Genomic DNA, 14,206 nt, shown 5'->3' with positions numbered 1-14,206 from the left:
CGCGGCAGGCCGGATCAGTCCCGTGGGCGCGGCAGGCCGGTGGACGGGCCGTCGGACGGCGATGGGTTCGAGGCGCGCACGATGGTGATCAGACGGTCCGTCAACTGCAACGGGCTGGCCGCCGGATCGTCGTATCCCAGCAGTCGGTGCCCCCGCAGCACGCTGACGACGAGATCATCGGTCTCCCGGACGCTCTTGCCCACCTCGGCCTTTATCACCGGCCGTTCGACGAGATCGAGCCCGCTGCCCTGCTGGATCAGGTCCTCCATCACCGTGCCCGCGCTGGGGCTGAGGACCGAGAGACCCAGCAGTCGGCCCGCCGCACTCGCACTGGTGATCACCGCGTCGGCACCGGACTGCCGGAGCAACGGGGCGTTCTCCTCCTCGCGCACCGCCGCGACGATCTTCGCGCCACGGTTGAGCTGTCGGGCCGTCAGCGCCACCAGCACGGCCGTGTCGTCGCGCTGGGTCGCGATGATGATCTGACGCGCCTTCTGGAGCTCGGCACGCAACAGCACCTCACTGCGCGTCGCATCGCCCACCACACCGACGAACCCTTCGGCGTTGGCGATCTCGATCACCTTGGTCGCCGGGTCGACGATGACGATCTGTTCCTTCTTCAGGCCGGTGGCACACAGGGTCTGGATGGCCGAACGGCCCTTCGTCCCGAAGCCGACGACAACGGTGTGATCACGCAAGTTGGTTCTCCAACGCTTCAGCCGAAAGTCCTCGCGGGTCCGTTCGGTGAGGACCTCAAGAGTGGTGCCGACCAGGATGATCAGGAAGAGCACCCGCAGTGGCGTCACGAGCACCACATTGGTGAGCCGGGCGGCGTCCCCGTACGGAGTGATGTCGCCGTAGCCGGTGGTGGAGAGGGTGACCGTCGCGTAGTACACCGCGTCCAGCAGATCGACGTTGCCGTCGGCCGCATCGTGATAGCCACCACGGTCCATCCAGACGATCAGCACCGTCGCGGCGAGCACCAGCAGCGCCATCATCAGCCGCTTGGCGACCTGCCGCGCCGGTCCGTCGACGACTCTGCGCGGGAGCAGCACCCGTGTGGGTAGGACATGCTCGTCAGCGCGCCTGGCCATCGCATCGTGGCCGGGAAGTTTCACGTGAAACACCCTTCCGTCCACGGCATCGCCGAGGCCCACGGTAGATCGAGGATCTCCACTTCGGTGCCGGACCGTACCCCGCCGGGCGGTACGACGGCCAGCCCGTCGGCGGCAGCGATCCCACGGAGCATCGCCGGACCGTTGTATCGCAGCGGTACGACGTACTCGACACCGCTCCCGGTTCCCGCGCTGCCGATACCTTCGCCGCCGCTGCCGTACCCGCTGACCGACCGGCCGTCAGCCGCGCTGCCCGCCCGGTGGACCACTGGCACCAGCCGGGTGTCGTGCGGGTGCCCGTGCACGTCGTCGCGTACGGCGACCCGGTACGGCGCCTCCGGCTCCCGGCCCGCCAGCCCGCGCAGGAGGGGCTCGGCGAGGGTCAGGAGCCCGGAGACGGCGGCCAGGGGGTTGCCCGGCAGCCCGACGAGATACGGGCCCCCGTTCCGCACCTCGTCCCGGCTGCCCGCCGAACCGTCCACCGGTTCCTCGTCCTTCCTGAGCCTGGCCAGCAGCATCGGGTGGCCGGGGCGGACGGCGACTCCGTCGACCAGCAACTCCGCCCCGATCTCCGCAAGGACCGGGTGGACGTGGTCGACGGGGCCCGCCGCCGTACCGCCGGTGGTGATGACGAGGTCGGCGTCGGAGGTGGTGAGGGCATGCCGCAGGGCGGCCGCGTCGTCACCGAGCCGCTGCGGGGCCGAGACCTCGGCGCCCAGCGCACGCAGCCAGGGGCCGATCATCGGGCCGAGCGCATCACGGATCAGCCCGTCGTGCGGCAGGCCGCCGGTCAGCAGTTCGTCGCCGAGCACGAGGACGTCGACGCGGGGCCGGGGCACCACGACGAGCGTGTCGTACCCGGCCGCGGCGGCCAGACCGAGAACGGCGGGCGTCACCAACGCTCCGGCGGGCATGAGCCGATCGCCGGTCCGGCACTCCTGGCCACGGGGCCTGATGTCCTGTCCGGGAAGCACCTGGTGTTCCGCGTGGAGCAGCCCCGTGATCCTGTCCACGCGGGCGTGTTCACTGCGGATCACGGCGTTGGCGTCTGCCGGAATGCGGGCGCCGGTGGCGATCCGTACGGCGTCGCCGTCGGAAAGCGTGGCGGGTGTGCTCCGCCCGGCGAGGATGCCCAGGTCCCGGTTCGAGCCGGCCCCGGCCCACGCCTCGGCCCCGGCCCCGGCCCCGGCGACCTCGCGGACGTTCCAGGGCCCCGGTCCGGAGGCGACCCAGCCGTCCATGGCAGAGGTATCGAAGGGCGGAAGGTCGGTGAGCGCGACGAGCGGCTCGGCGAGTACGTGCCCGAGCGCCTGGCCGAGAGGAAGCCGACCGCCACCGGTCCCGATGGCCCTGGCGGCCGAGCCGGACTGCCCGTACCTCCGCGACATCCCGGATCTCCCCGACCGGGCGGCCAGTACACGGGCCTCCGGCCAGGAGGTCGCTGGCCCATGCCCCTGCCGACGCCTCTGACCGTGCCCGTGCTCGTGCCGGCCCTGCCCGGGGGCGGTGCGGGAGCCCCGATCCGGGGCCGACGAACGAGGCACAGCAATGGGCTCGGCAGCTGGATGGGCCGCCGGATCGGCCATCGGATCGGCCGTGGGTTCGGCTGTGGGTTCGGCTGTGGCTTCGGCCGTGGCTTCGGCCGTGGCTTCGGTCGTGAGTTCGCTCTCGGGGCAGGGTGCCTCCGAAGGATGCGGCCGATGGCGCGGGATACCGGCTTCCATTTCTGCGGACCACGGCCGGTCCGTCACGTGAGGCCACTCCTCGGATCGGGGCCGCCCCGCCGGGCGGTGCTCGCCGGACGGCCGGCTCCTGACCAGTGCGAGGGCCTGCTCGACGGCCCGTTCCTCCTCGGCCGCCCGTACCTCCTCCGGAGTCGGGCACCGCTCCCCACCACGAGGCCGCTCACGTGCCGAAGACCCGAAACCTGCCACCGGCCCCACGTCCGCCACCGTCCCGGTATCCGCCGACGGGCCGGAGACCGGCGCGGGCCCGGAGACCGGCGCGGGCCCGGAGACCGCCGAAGCGGCGTCCGCAGCCGGAGGCCGGTCGGTCCCTCCGCCACCGGCAGTCACTGCGTCTCGTTCTCGTCCGCCCAGCGAACGGCGAGCGCGGCAGCCTTCCGGGCGGCCTCGGCCACCGCCGTGGCGCTGTCACCGTCGCCTTCGCTGCTCGCCATGGCCGCCGCGTACCCGACCAGAAAGGTGGTCAGCGGCGCGGCGGGCCGGGCGACACCGTGGGCGGCGTCACGGGCGAGGTCGAGCAGGACGCCGGTGTCGACGTCCAGTTCGATGCCGAGTTCGTTCTTGACTGCGGTGATCCATTCATCGAGCACGGTCCCATGCTCTCTGATGCGGGCCCGCGCCGACGCAATGTCCTCCCAGGTGTCGCAGTCGAAGGAGGCGAGAGGGTCGGCCGCCACCCGGGCCAGGTCGAGTTCATGCGTCAGCAGGCGCAGGGGGAGCCCGGACAGGCCGCCGTGCTCGGTGGCGAGCAGCGCGAGCTCACGGCGCAACGGCTCGGCACGGTAGACAGCGACGAGAGGCTGGTCGCGGCCCTCCTGGTCCGTGCACACAGCCCCGTCCCGCTGCCCTTCCCCGGCGGCGGCCAGCAGCGCTGCGACGGTCCCCGTCCCGAGGAACGGCAGGTCGGCGGAGAGCACGAGAACCCGTTGCGCCGTGGTCTGCCGGACCCCCGCGTCGAGCGCGGCCAACGGACCGCCGCCCCGGGGCTCTTCATGCGTCCAGATGACCGGCCGCACGGTGGTCCGGCGCCCGCCCACCACCACCGTCGTCGACGCGTCGGCACAGGCAGTGAGCACCCGGTCGAGCAGCGCACGGCCCCCGACCCGGATCCCCGGCTTGTCGGCGCCGCCGAGCCGCTTGGCGGCCCCTCCGGCAAGAACGATGGCGTCATACGCGGTCATGCATCCGAGTATGCGGGCCGCAGGCTTCCGTCGATCCGCCCGGTCGGCGATCGAGCCGATCGACCGGACCCAGCGGGGGGAGGAGACGGAAGCCCGCGGCAGCTCTCGCCTACAACGTGCGCAGCAGCACCGCCGGTTGTTCCACGCAGTCGGCTATGTAGCGAAGGAAGCCACCCGCCGTGCCGCCGTCGCAGACCCGGTGGTCGAAGGTCAGCGAGAGCTGGACCACCTGTCGTACGGCCAGTTCCCCCTGGTGTACCCAGGGCTTGGGCACGATCCTGCCGACGCCCAGCATCGCTGCCTCGGGGTGGTTGATGATCGGGGTCGAGCCGTCGACTCCGAACACTCCGTAGTTGTTCAGCGTGAACGTCCCGCCGGTCAGCTCCGCCGGAGTCAGTCGCCCGGCCCGCGCAGCCTCGGTCAGCCTGGCGATCTCCGCCCCGATCGACTCGGCATTCCTGGCCTGCGCGTCCCGCACCACAGGGACGACCAGTCCCCGCTCGGTCTGAGCCGCGAACCCGAGATGGACCTCCGGCAACCGCACGATCTCCCGCGCTTCCAGGTCCACCGTGGAATTGAGCTCGGGGAACCGGGCCAGCGCCGCGGTGCAGATGCGTGCCAGCAGTGCCAGCACCGACACCTTGGGCCCGGCAGCCGGACCGGCGGCGCTGTTCATCGCGGCTCTGGCCGCCATCAGCTCGGTGGCATCGGCATCGACCCAGCACGTCGCGTCGGGGATCTCCCGCCGACTGCGCGAGAGCTTGTCGGCGACCGCGCCCCGTACACCGCGCAACGGAATCCGCTGTGCGGCCGAGCCCGCCGCCGTACGGCCGACCGACGGCACCACCGATACGGGAACGGCCTCCGGCTCCGGAGCCGCCCCGACCACCGGCGCCGCAGCCCCGGCCGGCAGCGGGGCTGCCGTACCCTCCGCCAGCGCCCTGATCGCGGATTCGACATCGGCCCGCAGGATCAGCCCGTCCCGTCCGGAACCCGCCAGCTTCCGCAGATCCAGATCATGCTGCCGCGCCAGCTTCCGTACCAGCGGGGACACCACGGCCACCGGACCCGGCACCGCGTCCGGCAGTGGATCGGAAGCCGCGACCGGAACCACCGGAGCCACCGGCACCCGTGCCGGAACGGCCGCGGCCACAGCTGTGGGACGGACCCGCCGACGACGCGCCACCGGTGCGCCCGTCCCGTAACCGACCAGCACATTGCCGGACGACTCCACCTCAGCGGAACCAGAACCAGGACCGGAACCAGGACCAGAACCCGGATCGGGCCCACCCGTACCGGAGCCGGCCCTTGTCACACCCGAACCGGAACCGACCCCAGCACCACCCGAACCGGAACCGGGGGCAGCCCCCGCCCCCTCCTCGGGCGACCCGGGATCCGTCCCCACCGAGACCGCCACCGTCAACAGCGGTGCCCCGACCGGAAGTTCCGAGCCCTCCTCACCGAACCGTGCCGTCACCACGCCCCCGTACGGGCACGGCACCTCCACCATCGCCTTGGCCGTCTCGACCTCGACGACCGGCTGGTCGATGGCGACGACATCGCCGACCTCCACCAGCCAGCGCACGATCTCCGCCTCGGTGAGCCCCTCGCCGAGGTCCGGCAGCTTGAATTCGAGTACCTGGGGCATCAGCTCTCCGCCTCCCACTGCAAGCGGGCGACCGCGTCCAGCACCCGGTCCACACCGGGGAGATGGTGCTTCTCCTGCATCGGCGGCGGATACGGAATGTCGAACCCGGCGACCCGCAGCACCGGGGCCTCCAGATGGTGGAAGCAACGCTCGGTGATCCGGGCCGCGATCTCACCGCCCGGACCACCGAACCCGGAGGACTCATGGACGACGACCGCACGCCCCGTACGCCGGACCGAAGCGGCAACGGTCTCGTCGTCGAACGGCACCAGCGAGCGCAGGTCCACGACCTCCAGGTCCCAGCCCTCCTCGACGGCCGCTTCCGCCGCCTCCATGCAGACGGGCAGCGACGGCCCGTACGTGATGAGCGTCGCGCTGTGGCCCGGCCGGCGGACCACGGCCCGGCCGATCGGCTCCACGGCCACCGGCGCCTCCGGCGACCAGTCCGCCTTCGACCAGTAGAGCCGCTTCGGCTCCAGGAACACCACAGGATCGTCGGAGGCGATCGAGGCCCTCAGCAGCCCGTACGCGTCCTCGACCGTGGCGGGCGTGACGACCTGAAGGCCGGGCGTCGCCATGTAGTACGCCTCCGACGAGTCGCTGTGGTGCTCGACCCCGCCGATCCCGCCGCCGTACGGCACCCGGACCGTTATCGGCAGCGGCATGGCGCCGGCCGTCCGGTTCCGCATCTTCGCGACATGGCTGATGAGCTGCTCGAACGCCGGATAGGCGAAGGCGTCGAACTGCATCTCCACCACGGGCCGCAGCCCGTACATCGCCATGCCCACGGCCGCCCCGAGAATGCCGGCCTCGGCCAGCGGGGTGTCCGTGCAACGATCCTCGCCGAACTCCCTGGCCAGGCCGTCGGTGATCCGGAAGACCCCGCCGAGCGTGCCGACGTCCTCACCGAGTACATGCACGGTCGGGTCCTGCGCCATCGAGTCGCGCAGCGCCCGTCCGAGCGCCTGTGCCATCGTGGCGGGCTTGGCCTTCGTCGTCCGCTCTCCGGCCTTCACCGCTGCGGTGGTCATCGCCCTTCCTCCACGTCGTCCTGGCCGTGCTGGTCCAGCTCGGCATTCAGCTCGACCCGCAACCTGGCGGCCTGCTCCCGCAGTTGTGCGGTCTGTTCCGCGTAGACATGGGCGAACAGGTCCATCGGGTCCAGCACCGGATCGGCGTTCATCCGCTCGCGCAGCGCAGCGGCCATCCGCTCCGCGGCCACGCGCGCCTCCTCGATCTCCTCGTCGCCGAGCAGCCCCCGACCGGTCAGCTCCCGCTCCAGAAGCCGGATCGGATCGTGCGCGCGCCAGGCCTCCACCTCGCTGTCGACGCGGTAACGGGTGGCATCGTCCGCGTTCGTATGGGCGTCCATGCGGTACGTCACCGCCTCGACGAGCGTCGGCCCGCCGCCGCTCCGGGCCCGCGCCACCGCCTCACCGAGGACCTGGTGCACCGCGGCCACGTCGTTCCCATCCACCAACCGGCCCGGCATCCCGTACCCCACGGCCTTGTGCGCCAGGGACGGGGCGGCGGTCTGCTTCGCCAACGGTACGGAGATCGCGAAGCCGTTGTTCTGCACGAGGAAGACGACCGGGGCACGCCAGACGGCCGCGAAATTCAGCGCCTCGTGGAAATCGCCCTCGCTGGTCCCGCCGTCGCCGACCATGGCGAGCGCCACCACGTCGTCGCCCTTGAGGCGCGCCGCGTGGGCAAGACCGACGGCGTGCGGCAGCTGGGTGGCCAGCGGCGTGCAGAGCGGCGCGATGCGGTGCTCGCGCGGGTCGTAACCGGTGTGCCGGTCGCCGCGCAGCAGTGTCAGGGCCTCGACCGGGTCCAGGCCGCGCGCCACCGCCGCAAGAGTGTCCCGGTAGCTGGGAAAGAGCCAGTCCCGCTCCTCCAGCACCAACGCGGCCGCTATCTCGCAGGCCTCCTGCCCCGTGCTCGACGGGTAGACGGCGAGCCGGCCCTGCTTGGTGAGCGCGGTGGCCTGCGCGTTGTACCGACGGCCGCGGACCAGCTCCGCGTAGAGCCTCAGCAGCAGCTCGGGGTCGGCATCGGCCACGGCGTCCGTACCGAGCACGCGATACGGCTCGGGGTCCGGGAGCAGCGGCGCGGGATCGGTGAGCGGCTTCCAGGCCGGGGGCGGCGTGGGCCGGTAAGCAGCCGCGCCGGGCAGCTCTTGGACCGTCATGACAAGCACCTCCTGGCATCGAGGGTTTTCGAGCGGCGTCTGTCGGCGTCGGGGGATCGCCCGATGCCGAGGGGTGTCGAAATACTTCGAAATGTCGAGCGCTGTCCGAGGCACGAATGCGGGGCGCCTCACCTACCGATTGTTCGGTCGCGAGCGCATTTTGGCTACAGGCACCTTCAGCCTGTGGACAAACGGTTCTCCACAGCCTGGGATAGAGGCAGGTCGTCCAGGACAGGGAGGCGGGGGCACATGTCAGCTGAACAAATGGCCGACGGGGGCGAGGATCCCGTACGGCTGCCGCCCGCGCGGCCGCTCGACGCCATCGATCGCGGCATCCTGCGACTGCTCCAGACGGACGGCCGCGCCTCGATACGATCGGTGGCCGACCGCGTCCACGTGTCCCGGGCCAACGCCTACGCCCGGATCAGCCGGCTCATCGACGACGGCGTGATCCGCGGCTTCACCGCGCGCGTGGACCATGAGCGGGCGGGGCAAGGAGCCTCCGCGTACATCACCCTCAAGATCGTCCAGAACTCCTGGCGGACGGTGCGCGAGGAGCTCCAGGCGCTGCCGGGGGCGACCCATATCGCACTGGTCAGCGGCGACTTCGACGTCCTGCTGCTGGTGCACACCCAGGACAACAGGTCCTTGCGCGAACTGGTCCTGACGAAGATCCAGGCCATCCCCGAGGTGCTCTCCACCCGCACGCTCCTGGTGTTCGAGGAGACGGATCTGACCCCGGGCACGGACAGGCCCACCGAGCTGACCTGAGCCCGTCACCCCGCAGCCACCGGAGAATCGGTCCGTGCGCCGAAGCCCTGTCGCCTCGGCGCACGGCCGCCCCGCGACCGTCAACCATTCAACGACTCAACGACTCAACGACTCAACGACTGGAGCGCATCCCCTCGAAGGCCACGCGGACGAGAGTGTCCGCCAGGCGCTCGCCGTCTGCCCCGCCGTCGGGCAGCGGCCGGTACCACTCCACCAGGGAGTTGACCATTCCGAAGAGCAGCCGGGTCACCAGCCGTATGTCCACGTCGGAGCGGAGGTCGCCGTCCGCGACCGCGGCCCTGAGCAGATCGGTCACCCGGTGGTCGAACTCGCGCCGCCGCTCCATGGCCCAGCGCTCGGTCTTCGTATTGCCCCGCACCCGCAGCAGCAGCGTGACGTAGGGCAGTTCGGCTATCAGCACGTCGACGGTGCGGCGGGTGACGTACTCGACCCGCTCGATCGCACGCCCCTGAGTCGCCCCCGGCTCGTCGAGAATTCCGAAGAGCCCGTCCAGCGCACGGCTGACCGCGCGGCGCAGGAGCTCCTCCTTGCCCGCGACGTGGTGGTAGATGGACGACTTGGAGATGCCCGCCGCCTTGGAGAGGTGCTCCATGGACGTGCCGTCGTAGCCGCGCTCATTGAAGACACGGACGGCAACGGTGAGCAGAGTCTCCGGGGTGTACGTGTCCCGCTTGGCCGTGGTCATGTCCGCGATCCTCCCCTACGAGTTGTCCACAGGTTTGGCGGGCCCCCTTGTCCCGACCGATCGTTCGGTTACTCTAACTCTGTCCGCCCGTCCCTGCCCAGCTCGATGAGGAGTTGGTCCGTCATGGCCGCCGAGCTCTCCCCGCCACTGCTGTCCGAGAAGCACCGCCCCACGCTCGACCAGGCCCTCGACGCGATCCGTACGCGCGCCTACTGGTCCCCGCACCCCGAGCATCCGAAGGCCTACGGCGAGGGCGGCGCCCCCGGCAGCCTGAGCGCCGCCGAGGGCAAGGCCGCGTTCGACGCCGTGCTGAACACCCGGCTCGACCTCGGCCAGCCCGGCACCGACGGCTGGACGGGCGAAGAGGTCTCGCCGTACGGGCCGGAGCTCGGCGTCGAGTATCCGCACGCCGACCTGGACGTCCTGCTTCCGGCGATGCGGGCGGGCATGCCCGCCTGGCGTGCGGCCGGCCCCGAGACCAGGGCCCTGGTATGCCTGGAGATCCTCGCGCGGATCAGCGCCAGGACCCACGAGTTCGCTCACGCCGTGATGCACACCAGCGGCCAGGCCTTCATGATGGCGTTCCAGGCGGGCGGCCCGCACGCCCAGGACCGCGGCCTGGAGGCGGTGGCGTACGCGTACGAGGAGCAGATCCGCACCCCGCGGAGCGCCGACTGGTCCAAGCCGCAGGGCAAGCGCGACCCGCTCCGGCTGCAGAAGTCGTTCACCGCGGCTCCGCGCGGCATCTCGCTCCTGATCGGCTGCAACACCTTCCCCACGTGGAACGGCTACCCGGGCCTCTTCGCCTCCCTGGCCACCGGCAACCCCGTCCTGGTCAAGCCGCACCCCCGCGCCGTGCTTCCGCTCGCGCTCACGGTGCAGCTGGCCCGCGAGGTGCTCGCCGAGGCGGGCTTCGATCCCGATCTGGTCGCCCTGGCCGCCGAACGACCTGGCGAAGGCATCGCGAAGACCCTCGCCCTCCGGCCCGAGATCCGGATCATCGACTACACCGGGTCGACCGCCTTCGGCGACTGGCTGGAGACCAACGCCCGCCAGGCCCAGGTCTACACGGAGAAGGCCGGGGTCAACACGATCGTCCTCGACTCCACGGACGACTACCGCGGCATGCTGTCCAACCTGGCGTTCTCCCTGTCCCTGTACAGCGGCCAGATGTGCACCACCCCGCAGAACCTGCTGATCCCCCGGGACGGCATCACCACCGACGCCGGCGACAAGACGTACGACGCAGTGGTCGCCGACATCGCCGCCGCGGTCACCGGCCTGCTGGCCGACGACGCCCGGGCGAACGCGCTGCTCGGCGCCCTGGTCAACCCCGATGTGAAGGCCCGCCTGGAGGCGGCCGCGGATCTCGGCGAGGTCGCCCTGCCCTCCCGCGAGGTGGCCAACCCGGAGTTCCCCGACGCCGTGGTCCGCACCCCCGTCGTCGTCAAGCTGGACGCCACCAAGCCGGACGACGAGGAGCACTACCTGTCGGAGTGCTTCGGTCCGGTCGCCTTCGCGGTAGCGGTCGACTCGACGGCCGACGCCGTGGAGCTGCTCCGCCGTACGGTCCGCGACCAGGGCGCCATGACGGTCGGCGCGTACACCACCTCACCGGAGGTGGAGCGCGCGGTGGAAGATGTCTGCCTGGACGAGTCGGCCCAGCTGTCGCTGAATCTGACCGGCGGGGTGTACGTCAACCAGACCGCGGCCTTCTCCGACTTCCACGGCTCGGGCGGCAACCCAGCGGCGAACGCGGCGCTGTGTGACGGAGCCTTCGTATCGAACCGCTTCCGCATGGTGGAGGTTCGCCGCCAGGCATAGCCGCGCCCCGCGTCCCCGCTCCCCCTCGGCCTCCAAGGCGCCCGGGGAGCGGGGCCCGGGAAGCGAGGAGCCGGGGCCCTGGACCGGTCGGCCCGTCCAAAACCCGGCGGCCCGTCCGAGCGGGAGACCCTAGCCGCCTTGTCCCGCCCCGGGGATCTCCGCGTACCGCTGCACCCACGCGTGCATGGCGATGGCGGCCGCGGCCCCCGCGTTGATCGACCGCGTCGAACCGAACTGCGCGATGGAGCACACCATCGCCGCGTGCTTGCGGGCCTCCTCGGTGAGCCCGGGCCCCTCCTGTCCGAAGAGCAGTACACAGCGCCGGGGCAGCTCGGTCCGCTCCAGCGGCACCGCTCCCGGCAGGTTGTCGATCCCGATGATCGGCAGGCCCTCGGACTCGGCCCAGGCGGTCAGCGACTCCGTATCGGGGTGGTGCCGCACATGCTGGTACCGGTCGGTGACCATCGCACCGCGCCGGTTCCAGCGCCGCCGGCCCACGATGTGGATCTCCTTGGCGAGAAAGGCGTTCGCGGTACGCACCACGGAGCCGATGTTGAAGTCGTGGCCCCAGTTCTCGACCGCGACGTGGAAGTCGTGGCGCCGCAGATCCAGATCGGCGACGATCGCCTCCCGGGTCCAGTACCGGTAGCCGTCGCCCACATTGCGCCGGTCGCCGTGGGCGAGCAGCTCGGGATCGTACCGCTCGTCCACGGGCCAGGGCAGCGGGTGCGGCCCGACGCCGATCTCCGTCCCGAACCCGTCGTCGTACTGCATCGGTTCCGCCTCCGCACCGGGCCCCACCGGTGCCGCGTCCGCACCGGGCCCCGCCGGTGCCGCCTCTGCCCCGGGATCCCCCGACACGACGGGCATCTCAAGCCCGGTGGCCCCTTCGATCGACGATTCCCCGCCGCCACTGCCTGCGCTGCCCGTACTGCCGCTCTCACTGCTCACCCGACGAGCGTATGGCCCCCGTCGTCACTGTGCTGCGGGGCCTGCTCGTCATCCTCGCCACGCCGCGGCCCGGGCACCCTGCTCCGACCCGGGAACAGCAGCCCCCGGGCAAGGGTCACCCGGCCGCCGAGCCAGACCAGGAAGACGGTCGGCAGGAAGACGGAGTCGGCGGCGATCATCGCCATGGAGAAGAAGGGCAGCCCGAGCAGCAGGGCGATGCCGGCGTGCTCCACCATCATGGCGACGAGCAGCACGTTCTTGACCCGCCGGTTGAAGAGGGTGAACGGAAAGGCGACCTGCACGATGACCGTGCCGTACGTGAGGATCATCACCATGACGCCGTTGGAGGCCAGGATGTCCGACAGCCACGGCCAGGGCGTGAAGTAGTCGAGCTTGAGCGGGTAGTACAGCGCCGTGCCGTCCTGCCAGCGGGAACCCTGGATCTTGTACCACCCCGCGGTGGCGTAGATCAGACAGACCTCGGCCATGATCACCACGAGGGTCGCGTTGTGGGCGAGGTTGGCGACGACATCGAGCAGGATCCGCGACTGGCTCCGCGGTGCGAAGCGGTTCACGGCCCACCAGGCCCCCTCTCCGACCCACAGGAACCAGAGCAGGGTCGGCAGCCACCAGGTACCGCCGAGCCCGTCCGTCACACTGGCCACGATCAGGACGAGGCCGAGCACCACCCAGAGGACCGGACCGGCCACGTTCTCCCACACCGGGCTCCGCTGCCCGTCCGCCTCCGCCCGCTCCCGCCGCGCCGCCCGCCGGGCGTCCAGCGACCAGACCCGTCCGCAGCGCGTGAGCACCAGATAGATCGCCATGAGGTGGATGACGTTGTCGCCGCCATCGCCCATGAAGATGGTGCGGTTCTGCAGGGAGAGCACTCCGGCCATGAAGAGGACCGACATGGCACGGGTGTGCCAGCCGACCATCAGCAGCGCCGCGGAGATCAGCGCGACCGCGTACACGGTCTCGAACCAGACCGTGCTGTCCGACCACATGAGCGCGGTGAACGACTGGTTGCCGGATATGAGCTGCTGCGCCATGTCCCAGCGCCACGGGGCGTCGGGGCCGTACATCTCGTGGCGGTGCGGCAGCTCGCGCAGCAGGAAGAACAGATAGGTGGCCGAGAAGCCGATCCTGATGACGGCGCTCTGGTACCGGCCGAGGGCCGTGGAGGTGATGCGCTGGATTCCGCGGGCGACCTTGTGGTCGGCCTTGCGGTCGAGGACGGAAGTGCTCACTTGTCCGCCCCCTCGGCGCTCTCGGGAAGGTCATCGGAAGTGACCGTCCACCACGGCAGTACTCGGTAGGACGGCCGCGTACTGATCTTCTCCTCGCTCCATGGGGGCGCGGCGACGGACCGCACCACGGAACGGACCTGGATGCGCTCGACGGTGCCGCCGTAGTCGTGCTCGCCGAGGCGCAGCATCACGATGCGGCGGATGTAACGCTCGGAGAGCTGTCCGCGAAGGCCGTTGGCCCGGTTCTCGTTGTCGTGGGAGCTGAGGTAGAAGTCCCAGCCGCGGCGCAGTTCGTTCTGGTGGACGTGGCTGGGGAGGAGATTGCCGCGTATCGCCTTGCCGTCCTCGTTGGAAAGGCTCATCCAACGGGTGGTGCGGCGGCCGTCCGCGCCGGCTATCTCGGCCCGTACGTGGACGGCGACGTTCTGCTGGAGCGGATTCGGGGCGAACAGCTTCCAGTTCTGCTCGAACTCGGGATAGACCCACTCGTCGACCGCTTCGCCGTGCTGCTTGGTCAGGGTGTTGGACGGGGCGACGTGAAGAAACACCATGACCAGCTGTCCACAGGCGACCAGTCCGATGACCGACAGTGCGACCGCGGCAACGATCTGGTACGGAAGGGACAGGGCGGCCATCCCGGCACGAGGACCTGATTCCAGGGCCTGACCAGCGCCGGAGGGCTCTCCCTCGCGTCGATCCGGCCCCGGCTCGACGCTCCCGTTCCCGCTCTCGGAGCCCCTGTCGTCGTACGAATCCATCCCGCCCCGATCCCCGTCGATCCCCGGTCAGTTATCCACAGGGTTGACACCCTACGGGCCACCGAC

General features: G+C 70.9%; 12 protein-coding genes. 2 read left to right on the top strand and 10 right to left on the bottom strand.

Features of this window, described 5'->3' with window-relative positions; translation table 11 throughout:
* Window positions 1–14: 14 nt before the first annotated feature.
* The 6 genes from ACGF8B_RS01670 to pdhA form a co-directional block, all read right to left on the bottom strand.
* Complete coding sequence (locus ACGF8B_RS01670) at window positions 15–1,157, bottom strand: potassium channel family protein (RefSeq protein WP_392733764.1); 1,143 nt, start codon at window positions 1,155–1,157, stop codon at window positions 15–17.
* Window positions 1,115–2,839 (bottom strand): molybdopterin molybdotransferase MoeA, encoded by a 1,725-nt coding sequence (locus ACGF8B_RS01665; RefSeq protein WP_392734445.1) that lies wholly within the window; start codon window positions 2,837–2,839, stop codon window positions 1,115–1,117. Before ACGF8B_RS01665 ends, ACGF8B_RS01670 begins: the two co-directional genes overlap by 43 nt.
* Window positions 2,840–3,186: 347 nt before the next feature.
* The gene (locus tag ACGF8B_RS01660) at window positions 3,187–4,041 is read right to left on the bottom strand and encodes an NTP transferase domain-containing protein (protein ID WP_392733762.1); all 855 of its coding nucleotides are present in this window, start codon (window positions 4,039–4,041) and stop codon (window positions 3,187–3,189) included.
* A 109-nt stretch (window positions 4,042–4,150) separates the two neighbouring features.
* Window positions 4,151–5,689, bottom strand: coding sequence for a dihydrolipoamide acetyltransferase family protein (locus tag ACGF8B_RS01655; protein ID WP_392733760.1), 1,539 nt, complete (start codon window positions 5,687–5,689; stop codon window positions 4,151–4,153).
* Window positions 5,689–6,720 (bottom strand): alpha-ketoacid dehydrogenase subunit beta, encoded by a 1,032-nt coding sequence (locus tag ACGF8B_RS01650; RefSeq protein WP_392733758.1) that lies wholly within the window; start codon window positions 6,718–6,720, stop codon window positions 5,689–5,691. Before ACGF8B_RS01650 ends, ACGF8B_RS01655 begins: the two co-directional genes overlap by 1 nt.
* Complete coding sequence (gene pdhA, locus ACGF8B_RS01645) at window positions 6,717–7,880, bottom strand: pyruvate dehydrogenase (acetyl-transferring) E1 component subunit alpha (RefSeq protein WP_392733756.1); 1,164 nt, start codon at window positions 7,878–7,880, stop codon at window positions 6,717–6,719. The genes ACGF8B_RS01650 and pdhA overlap by 4 nt, the downstream gene beginning before the upstream one ends.
* Window positions 7,881–8,144: 264 nt before the next feature.
* Between pdhA and ACGF8B_RS01640 the strand changes: the two genes are divergently transcribed.
* Window positions 8,145–8,651: an Lrp/AsnC family transcriptional regulator gene (locus ACGF8B_RS01640; protein ID WP_124720168.1), complete on the top strand. Its 507-nt coding sequence runs from the start codon at window positions 8,145–8,147 to the stop codon at window positions 8,649–8,651.
* Window positions 8,652–8,763: 112 nt separating this feature from the next.
* Here the strand turns inward: ACGF8B_RS01640 and ACGF8B_RS01635 are convergent, their stop codons facing one another.
* The gene (locus tag ACGF8B_RS01635; RefSeq protein ID WP_259930212.1) at window positions 8,764–9,357 is read right to left on the bottom strand and encodes a TetR/AcrR family transcriptional regulator; all 594 of its coding nucleotides are present in this window, start codon (window positions 9,355–9,357) and stop codon (window positions 8,764–8,766) included.
* 123 nt (window positions 9,358–9,480) lie between these two features.
* Between ACGF8B_RS01635 and paaN the strand changes: the two genes are divergently transcribed.
* Entirely contained in the window at window positions 9,481–11,181 is a 1,701-nt protein-coding gene (paaN, locus tag ACGF8B_RS01630) for a phenylacetic acid degradation protein PaaN (RefSeq protein WP_392733754.1), read from the top strand.
* A gap of 129 nt (window positions 11,182–11,310) precedes the next feature.
* Here the strand turns inward: paaN and ACGF8B_RS01625 are convergent, their stop codons facing one another.
* The 3 genes from ACGF8B_RS01625 to ACGF8B_RS01615 all read right to left on the bottom strand — a co-directional run bounded on the left by ACGF8B_RS01625 (window position 11,311) and on the right by ACGF8B_RS01615 (window position 14,140).
* Window positions 11,311–11,955, bottom strand: coding sequence for a TrmH family RNA methyltransferase (locus tag ACGF8B_RS01625; RefSeq protein WP_392734444.1), 645 nt, complete (start codon window positions 11,953–11,955; stop codon window positions 11,311–11,313).
* 173 nt (window positions 11,956–12,128) lie between these two features.
* Window positions 12,129–13,382 carry an HTTM domain-containing protein gene (locus tag ACGF8B_RS01620; RefSeq protein WP_392733752.1) on the bottom strand — a complete coding sequence of 418 codons (1,254 nt, stop codon included), beginning with the start codon at window positions 13,380–13,382 and terminating at the stop codon, window positions 12,129–12,131.
* Window positions 13,379–14,140 carry a DUF5819 family protein gene (locus ACGF8B_RS01615; protein WP_392733750.1) on the bottom strand — a complete coding sequence of 254 codons (762 nt, stop codon included), beginning with the start codon at window positions 14,138–14,140 and terminating at the stop codon, window positions 13,379–13,381. The genes ACGF8B_RS01620 and ACGF8B_RS01615 overlap by 4 nt, the downstream gene beginning before the upstream one ends.
* Window positions 14,141–14,206 lie beyond the last annotated feature (66 nt).

It is taken from the genome of Streptomyces sp. NPDC047917, from assembly GCF_043204345.1.
GTDB lineage: Bacteria > Actinomycetota > Actinomycetes > Streptomycetales > Streptomycetaceae > Streptomyces > Streptomyces sanglieri.
Note: the sequence above shows the minus strand (reverse complement) of the source record. Positions and strands in the feature narration are given on the sequence as shown.

Bases quoted from the DNA above. Each gene is read 5' to 3' on its own strand.
- pdhA (WP_392733756.1), bottom strand. From the start codon at position 7,880: ATGACGGTCCAAGAGCTGCCCGGCGCGGCTGCTTACCGGCCCACGCCG.
- paaN (WP_392733754.1), top strand. From the start codon at position 9,481: ATGGCCGCCGAGCTCTCCCCGCCACTGCTGTCCGAGAAGCACCGCCCC.
- ACGF8B_RS01655 (WP_392733760.1), bottom strand. From the start codon at position 5,689: ATGCCCCAGGTACTCGAATTCAAGCTGCCGGACCTCGGCGAGGGGCTC.
- ACGF8B_RS01665 (WP_392734445.1), bottom strand. From the start codon at position 2,839: ATGGAAGCCGGTATCCCGCGCCATCGGCCGCATCCTTCGGAGGCACCC.
- ACGF8B_RS01640 (WP_124720168.1), top strand. From the start codon at position 8,145: ATGGCCGACGGGGGCGAGGATCCCGTACGGCTGCCGCCCGCGCGGCCG.
- ACGF8B_RS01625 (WP_392734444.1), bottom strand. From the start codon at position 11,955: ATGCAGTACGACGACGGGTTCGGGACGGAGATCGGCGTCGGGCCGCAC.
- ACGF8B_RS01650 (WP_392733758.1), bottom strand. From the start codon at position 6,720: ATGACCACCGCAGCGGTGAAGGCCGGAGAGCGGACGACGAAGGCCAAG.
- ACGF8B_RS01635 (WP_259930212.1), bottom strand. From the start codon at position 9,357: ATGACCACGGCCAAGCGGGACACGTACACCCCGGAGACTCTGCTCACC.
- ACGF8B_RS01615 (WP_392733750.1), bottom strand. From the start codon at position 14,140: ATGGATTCGTACGACGACAGGGGCTCCGAGAGCGGGAACGGGAGCGTC.
- ACGF8B_RS01660 (WP_392733762.1), bottom strand. From the start codon at position 4,041: ATGACCGCGTATGACGCCATCGTTCTTGCCGGAGGGGCCGCCAAGCGG.